The 817-nt window shown below is 62.4% G+C and carries 1 protein-coding gene; it reads left to right on the top strand.

Annotated features, from left to right (window positions below; translation table 11 throughout):
• Positions 1-2 precede the first annotated feature (2 nt).
• The coding region (gene yunB, locus L691_RS28030) for a sporulation protein YunB (RefSeq protein WP_232229111.1) at positions 3-817 on the top strand (815 nt) is incomplete at its 3' end.

Here is an 817-nt window from a genome sequence, read left to right as displayed (position 1 = left end):
GGCTGCTGACGTTCCTGCTGCTGCTCAGCTCCGTGCTGTTCGGTCTCGGCTATGTGGAGCGGCATCTGACGCCGCCGATCGTTCATCTGGCGCAAATTCGGGTGAAGCAGGTCGCGACCGAGGCGATTAACAAGGCCATCGCCTCCCAGGTGGCAAGCGGCAGCAGCGCCGAGAAGCTGATCGACTGGAAGACGGACGGCACAGGCAAAATCTCCGGCTTTATGCTCAACTATACGGAGCACATGCGCATTACTTCGCAGGCGACGGAGGTTATTCAATCCATCCTGGACGGCCTGCATAATCAGACTGAGCATATTCCGCTCGGCCAGGCGCTGGATAGTCCGTTGATCGCTTCCTTCGGTCCGGATATTCCGATCAAAATCGAGCCGCAGGGCGCGGTCAAGGTCGAGCTGAATACCCGCCAGCAGAATGCGGGCATCAATATGATCCTGGTTGAAGTCTACATCCATATCGTGACCGAGGTGGCGGTCGTCGTTCCGTTTGACATGGAGCCGCAGGTGGTCGATACGGAAATTCCCGTCTCTTATCTGATGGTCGTTGGGGATGTCCCGATGTATTATTACGACAACCAGGGCAGACCCGTCGGCGAGGGAAGCGCCAGTGCGCCGAATATTGCGCTGCCCGCTCCACCCTCCGGCGGCGGGGTAAGCACGCAGGGCTCTAGCGGCGGAGCGGTCCAGGGCGGAAGCGGCACGCAGAGCCCGGGTGCGCCGGGCGGCCCGGCGGCGGGCAGTCCGGCGGGAAGCGGCGCGAACAGCAGCGGCATCACCGGAAGCGGCGGTGCGCCGTCCACGGC

This window comes from Paenibacillus zanthoxyli JH29 (genome assembly GCF_000520715.1).
Lineage (GTDB): Bacteria > Bacillota > Bacilli > Paenibacillales > Paenibacillaceae > Paenibacillus_AQ > Paenibacillus_AQ zanthoxyli.
The sequence above is the reverse complement of the archived record's forward strand: the minus strand, read 5'-3'. Positions and strand labels throughout refer to the sequence as shown.